Origin of the sequence: Okeania sp. SIO2B9 (assembly GCF_010672505.1) — a bacterium.
In the GTDB taxonomy this organism is placed as follows: Bacteria; Cyanobacteriota; Cyanobacteriia; order Cyanobacteriales; family Microcoleaceae; genus Okeania; species Okeania hirsuta.
This window is the reverse complement of the sequence record NZ_JAAHGK010000236.1, coordinates 1-7,329: the sequence shown is the minus strand read 5'-3', so window position 1 is coordinate 7,329 and position 7,329 is coordinate 1. Positions and strand designations below refer to the sequence as shown.

General features: G+C 34.8%; 7 protein-coding genes. All 7 read left to right on the top strand.

From position 1 onward, the window contains the following. Positions 1-209: transposase (locus F6K13_RS10905; protein WP_287287367.1), on the top strand; the 209-nt coding region annotated here is incomplete at its 5' end. An 18-nt stretch (positions 210-227) separates the two neighbouring features. Further along, entirely contained in the window at positions 228-2,798 is a 2,571-nt protein-coding gene (locus F6K13_RS10900) for a chromosome partitioning protein ParA (RefSeq protein WP_124154102.1), read from the top strand. A gap of 215 nt (positions 2,799-3,013) precedes the next feature. After that, positions 3,014-3,874, top strand: coding sequence for a hypothetical protein (locus tag F6K13_RS10895; RefSeq protein ID WP_124143242.1), 861 nt, complete (start codon positions 3,014-3,016; stop codon positions 3,872-3,874). A 40-nt stretch (positions 3,875-3,914) separates the two neighbouring features. Then, a complete protein-coding gene (locus F6K13_RS10890) occupies positions 3,915-4,580 on the top strand; it encodes a glycosyltransferase 61 family protein (protein WP_124143241.1) in 666 nt (221 codons plus the stop codon). An 83-nt stretch (positions 4,581-4,663) separates the two neighbouring features. Beyond that, positions 4,664-5,194 (top strand): class I SAM-dependent methyltransferase, encoded by a 531-nt coding sequence (locus tag F6K13_RS10885; RefSeq protein ID WP_124143298.1) that lies wholly within the window; start codon positions 4,664-4,666, stop codon positions 5,192-5,194. Positions 5,195-5,454: 260 nt separating this feature from the next. Continuing rightward, positions 5,455-6,621, top strand: coding sequence for a glycosyltransferase (locus F6K13_RS10880; RefSeq protein ID WP_124143240.1), 1,167 nt, complete (start codon positions 5,455-5,457; stop codon positions 6,619-6,621). A gap of 227 nt (positions 6,622-6,848) precedes the next feature. Beyond that, the gene (locus F6K13_RS10875) at positions 6,849-7,328 is read left to right on the top strand and encodes an L-histidine N(alpha)-methyltransferase (protein WP_124143239.1); all 480 of its coding nucleotides are present in this window, start codon (positions 6,849-6,851) and stop codon (positions 7,326-7,328) included. Position 7,329 lies beyond the last annotated feature (1 nt).

Below are 7,329 nucleotides of genomic sequence, written 5' to 3'. Positions count from 1 at the left end.
TTTACAAACAGGAAATAGAAACAGAACCTTTAACTCAAACTAGGATAGCAGCTATCGATTTAGGATTAAACAATCTGGCAACTTTAAGCACAAACTTACCGAACCACCAGCCTAAAATCTATAATTGTAGAGGACTTAAAGCAGTTAATCAATATGCCAAAAAGTTAACAAGACGATCAAAAAAATTATATAGTAATATTAATAACTAATACATAATCAAAATCTATATGATGCAAAAAACAGAAAAATCAACTCTAATTATTACCAGTATGCACCGTTCAGGAAGTTCTTTAACAGCTTCCATCCTCCAAGGTTCTGGTTTACATATTGGTCGGAAATTAACAGAGGAAACAGAAGCTAATCCTCAAGGATATTTTGAAAATTTAGACTTCTATGAATTTCATAAACAAGTATTAGAATCTCAAGGAATAGATGCAGATGGTTGGACTCTCCAAGAAAGAATAGATATAGAAGAAAATTTTGTAGAAATAGCAAAAGAAATTATCGCCAAAAATTCTATAAGTGGAAATTGGGGATGGAAAGAAACCCGTACAACTTTATTTCTAGATTTTTGGGCAAATCTACTGCCAAATGCCAAATTTTTATTAGTTTATCGTTCTCCTTGGGAAGTAGTTAATTATCTGTATAGTCGGCAAGATAAAATATTTCAAAGTCAACCGGAATTAGCAGTAAAATTATGGTTACACTACAATCAAAAAATTATTGATTTTTATAATCATGCTGGTAATTATTGTTTATTGACAAATATTCAAACAATCATAAATAACCAACAAGTATTTATTGAAGCAATTAATCAAAAATTTAAGACAAACTTTAATTATCCCGCTGCCAATATCTACGAACCATCATTATTTAATAATCAATTATCAGCAGACGACCATAGATCCACTCTCATAGATTATTACTTTCCTGAAGCTATAGAAATGTACCAGGAATTAGAAGCAAGATCCTGGAAACCAGCCGATGAAATACCAGACTTTTCCTGGCAAGAAAAAATCAAATCATCTCCCTATAGAATTTGGGCTTTTCAAGACTGGATGAATTTGTGTAGTGTAGAAAATCAGAATAAAAACTTATTAGCAGAGGTAGAAAAATATAAAAATCAATACCAACAAAGTCAATTAGAACTAACACAAACTAAGTCTCAATTAACACAAACACGAGATGAGTTAGAAAAATATGCTTCTCAACTCGATACCACCGAAACAACATTATTAGAATCTCAAAAACAACTCCACCACACAGAAACAGTATTAGAAGAAACTCAGTCTCAACTGAAAAAAGTTGAACATATTCAAACCAGATTTGATCAAATAGAAAAAGAACTTATACAAACAAAATCTGAACTACACCAAACTCAAGGAGAGCTAGTACAAAATCAGTCACAACTACATCAAACACAAGAAGAACTAGAACAATTTACTTATAGACTTCAGCAAACAGAATCAGTATGGCAAAAATCTCAATCTCAGGTAGAAAAAACAGAAGTATTGTTAGAAAAGTCCGAATCACAAAATAAACAAACTCAAGCAGAATTAGGGAAAGTAAAACATAATTTGTATGAGACTCAAGCTAAATTAAAGGTTTGCCAAAATCAGCTACACCAAACTCAAGAAGACTGGGAAGATTCTCAGGTTAAGTTAATGGCAAATGAGAAGAGTTTACAACAATATCAAGAACAGTTAAACAATGTAGAGACAGAATTAGAAAACTCCCACTCACAACTGAAACAAACTCAGGCAGAATTAGGATTAACAAAACATAATTTATGTGAAACTAGAGACGAATTAGTAGTTTATAAACATCAGTTACACCAAACTCAAGAAGAGTGGGAATATTACCAGTCTCAGTTAACAGAATCTAATTCTCAACTACAAAAGCATGAACAAAAGTTAGAAAAGTCTGAATCTGAACTACAAAAAACTAGCCAAGAATTACAAGAAACTCAATCTCAGCTAAATCAAACTCAAGCCGAGTTAACAGAATCTAACTCTCAACTCAAACAAAATGAAACAATATTGCAACAGTCAGAAAAACAACTCAAAGAAATTAAAAAAAATCAGCAGGAATGGGAAAAATCTAAATCTCAATCACATAAAGCAAAGCAAGAATTGAAGCGAACTAACCTACAAATGCAAGAAGTTCAAACAGAATTAGTAGAATCTAATTCACAACTGCAACAGACAGAAACACTATTGCAACAATCTCAATCTCAAATGAAACAGACAAAAACATTATTAAAAGAGTTTCAAAATCAGCTATATCAAACTGATGAAGAACGCAAAAAACAGCAACTACAATTACAGGAAAATCAGACAGTATTGCAACAAATTAAGACTCAATGGAGGCAGACAGAAATATTATTGCAACAATCTCAATCTCAACAACAAAATGCACAAAAAGAATTAGTTAAAACAAAGTCTCAACTAACACAAACTCAGTCTGAATTGGAAAAATTGCAGTATCAACAAGCCATTCTGATAAATTCTAAATCCGAGAGTCAAACAGAATATCAACTATTAGTTTGGGAAGCTTGGTATGCTTATCAAAAAGGTAATTTGCTTGAAATGCAAGAGCGCCTTCAGAAATCTTTGAAATATACTGAAAACTCTCGGGCAGAAATAGTAATGGAATGGTTAGATAGTTTTGCTAATTTCTCTCAGCAAAAAGGTCTAGAGTTAGATAGTCAAAAGCTGACAAATTCTGAAGAATGGCAAAAATTGATGAAGCGCACTATGAAAATTCAGCATAAAGTTTTGGTAAGTAGTGAAAAATAAGTGAGTAGAAGACAGATTTAATTAAATAAAATTAGACAAATAAAACATGAGCAAAAATACTACATAAATATTCAACAGAAGAAATTAAATCAGGAATATTGGGAACAAATGGAGGTAGGATAAAGTCACTTACTCAGTATAGTTAACTTATTTTTAGAATTTGATTTTATCAAGATATTGGTAATATTTGAAGAAATTAAGGGGAATATAAATTAATGGCAGCAACAACAGAAAAAGAACTAGAAGAAGCTAAGACTAAATGGCAACAAACTCAGCAAGAGTTGGACAAAACTAAGTCCGAGTTGCACGATGTGAGAGAAGAGTTGGAGCGATCGCAATCTCAATTAGATGAGGTATTAGGAGAGTTGGAGCAAACCCACTTTGAGTTATATCAGCTTAAGGAGAAAGGAGAGCAACAGCAGTCAGAATCAGATGGAGAAGTTAAGCAGGAATTGGCAGTAACCAAGTCCAAGTTGCAGGAGAGCAAACAGTTATGGGAGGAGTCCCAGTCGCAGTTAGGTGAGGCGATGGGAGTGTTGGAAGAGTATCAGTCTCAAATGGAGCAAACGATGGCGACATTGGAAGAGTTGCAAGGAAAGTTGCAGGAGAAGCAGGAAGAGTTGGAGCAGGTTAAGGCAGAGTTAGCACAGAAGCAGTCGGGGTCAGAGTCTGAGTTGCACAAACAGTTGGAGGAAACTAAGTCTCAGTTGCGGGAAACTGAGCAGTTGTTAGATGAGTATCAGTTGCAATTAAGTGAGACAATGGAAGTATTGGAGCAATCTCAATCACAATTGCAGCAAGCTCAGTTGAGAGAGAAACAGGAACAACAACAGCCACGATCGGACTCGGAGTTGCACAAAGAGTTGGAGGAAACTAAATCTCAGTTGCGGGAAACCGAGCAGTTATTGGAGCAGTCGCAGTCCCAGTTAAGTGAAACAATGGATGTGTTGGAGAAGTATTATTCTCAACTTCAGGAAACTCAGTTGAAAGAGAAAGAGCAGTCAGAGTCAAAGTCTCAATTAAAGAAGGAGTTGGAGGAAACTAAGTCTGACCAAACTAAGTTCAAGGTAGATTAAGAGTGAGAAACTGTTAGAGCATTCAGATGAGCAAAATCGATTGTTCAAAATACATAATGCCATAGTCAAACCCATTCAGATTCAGGAACAACATAATAAGTGGTCAGGGGGTGTAGTTTTTCCCAATAATATGCCAGAAATATTCCGTCATCGACGAAGCAATATCAATTTAGATCAAGAAAAAATATTCCGTGATCAACGCGGTGGTAGTCTAGAGCAAGAAATAGTCTACTTAGATCAGTTCATAGAAGTGAATAAAAAAAATAATCTTGGCAGCGACAACAGTGATACTCATCAGATTGATAGTTCAAAAACTTACCATGGTACATATATCTACGGAGGTCCTTTTCATCCACACTTTGGGCACGCTTTGACTGAAAGTATTCATCGTCTTTGGGCATTTGATATCAGTATTCATAATGGCATTGTTTTTACTATTTCACAACCCCCCAATACCTCCCTAGCTGAATATACTTTTCCTTTATGGTTTACTCAAATACTAGAAATTATAGGCATACCGCTAGCTAAATGTGTTTTAGTTACAAATAACGACTGTATTTTTGAAAATCTTATCATTCCAGAACCGGGTAGTGAGCTAACACTTGGACAAAAGAAATGGTATTTCTCTTATTTAGAAAAACTACAGCACAGGATTTTTGAGTTAACAAATAACCTGAGAAAAGATCAACCACAACGGCTTTTTTGAGGAAGAAATCATATCCCTTTTAGTGGAGTTATAGCAGGAGAAAAGTATTTTGAGACTCTGTTCACTGATGAGGGTTATGTTTCATTAAAAGTCGCAGCGATCGCCTCAACAAGCTTGCTAGTATTAATCAATCATCCAGATATCTAGAAATAAGAGTATCAAAAGGTATAACTTTTAATGCAGTAAATATTACCAATAAAGTTGCCGTCGATCCTCAGTTCAGATTAAATAAGGATAAATATGCCACTGAAAAAGTAGTTTGTCTCGAAGTTTCCAGTGATGAATTTTTCAAAAGTTATGCCCAGAAGTTTGAATCATTCGATTTAATTTACTTAGATGGCCTGCATACTTTTGAACAAACTTTTCGAGACTTTTGTGCTTCCCTTGCTGTGGCACACTCAAAAACTATATGGTTAATTGATGATACTTGTCCGAGAAGTTATGCTCAAGCACAATCATCACTACAGCGTTGCCGACAAATACAGAATTTTTCTGGGGAAAAAAGTGCTGCTTGGATGGGTGATGTATTTAAAATAGTTGCTGCCATACATGATTTTTTTCCTCAGTATAGTTTCGCCACTTTCCCAGATCATGGACAAACAGTACAATTATAGTGATTAATAATATGAGAAAAACACCCTCATATATTTTCTCCCTCCTCTCCCCATCTCACTTCTAAAAATTATTTATAACTGTTCAACCGATAGCGTAGTTCCCCTGAAAGAGGCACATGATATTATGGGAAAATCTCATGGTATTATTATTTATTTTGTTTTTTCGAGGCTAGAGCAAATTGGCGAGCGATCGCTATTGTTGCTAAATTATAATCACATAACTATACTTGAATTGAAAAATTGAAAACAAGAATTAATTAATGTTAACCCCTGTAGAGGTGCTTCAAATAATTTGCCTGATACCGATAGTCGGTGGGTCTGTATATTCAATCCTCAGTGTATGGACTACTAGACAATTTTTGAGGAAAACCACCCCAGACATAAATGCCACAGAAAAATTTCACCCACCTGTCACTGTACTGAAACCAGTACGAGGTATTGAAAAAGACCTCAAGTCAAACCTGCGTAGCATTTCTATTCAAGATTGGCCTGAGTATCAGGTAATTTATTCAGTTCAAGACCCTGAAGATTTAGCCCTCCCTATTCTTGAGGATATTCAAGCAGAAGTAGACACTCAGAAGATTTTCGTTGTCATTAGCAATGTTCAAGGAGGAGCTAATGGTAAAGTCAATAATTTACTTGGTGCCATAGCTGAGGCACACCACGATATCATTATTATCAGCGATAGTGACACAAATCTCAAACCTGACTATATCAAAAATATCATAGCTCCTCTATCCAATCCCGACGTGGGATGTGTCTGTACTCTCTTTAAAGCCAAAAGTGCCTACCGATGGTTTGAGAAGATGGAACTATTAACTATGAATGCAGACTTTATTCCTAGCGTGATATTTGCAGCAGTTACGGGAGCATCCAATGCTTGTTTGGGACCTTCCATAGCCATAAATCAAACCACACTACAAGAACTTGGTGGTTTAGAGAGTCTAGCAAATTATCTTGTAGAAGACTACGAACTTGGACGGAGGGTTTGGACTTCTGGGAAAAAAATGGTGCTTTTACCTTATATTATTGATGTAGTTGTAGACTTGAAGAATTGGCGACAATGGTGGACTCATCAAATTTATTGGGATCAGAATACATATTTAGCACGTTCTGGGCCATTTATTGCAACTATATTAATCCGAGCAGTACCTTTTGCTATTTTCTTCGCTGTGGCACGAATGGGAGACTTATTGGGACTAGGAGTATTAGGGATTACAATTGGTTTACGACTTCTGACCAGTGGGATAATTTTAAAAGAGTTGAAAGATTCTGAAGGTTTAAAAAGTCTTTACTTATTGCCTTTGCGTGATCTTTTTGGTTTAATATTTTTTGCTCTAGCGTTGACTAAGCGTACAGTAGTATGGCGTGGCATTAAGTATAAATTAATTAATAATGGGAAAATGGTTCCTGTCAGCAAGAAGTAATTTTAAAAGCGTTTCCTGACGGAATGCTCCGCAAACAGATACAATTATCTATGCACAAGTTTTTAAGCTGATAGCTGTTAACGTAGTTCCTCCGTAGGAGGATAGCTAATAGCTGATAGCTAGTTAAAATTAGGCAAAAAATCTAAAAGTATCATATCCACTGTTTTTTTTATTCAAATGAGAATTTCTATAGTATTATTATATTTTACTTACAAAGAAAAATCATTATGACAGACTTTCAAACCTCATTTCTTTGTGATGTAAAATCTCTATTTTTACAGCAACAGGAAGAAAATCTAGCTCCTTATTTGTACAGTACTCCTAATATTGAGGACGATTCTGCCAATGGTGAAGGATGTTACCAAGAACTAATATCTCAAAATTTAAATTATTATCTTTACAAGGAAGAAATCAAATTAATTAATAATAAGGCTAGCCAAATAGCTGCTTATGTTCCACCAGGATCTAATGTTATAGAATTTGGTCTGGGTACAGATATAGCTTTCAAAAATAAAAGTCTGCCCTTCCTTAAAGAAATTAAACAATTGAAAAGCTATGTTCCTATAGATTTGTGTCAAACTTATCTGGATCAGAGTGAGGAAATTTTAAGCCGAGAGTTACCAGAAATATCAGTTGAGAAAATCAATACAGACTTTATTAAGAAAATCGATCTGATTAAAAACTTTACTAAACCCGTAGTTTTTTAAA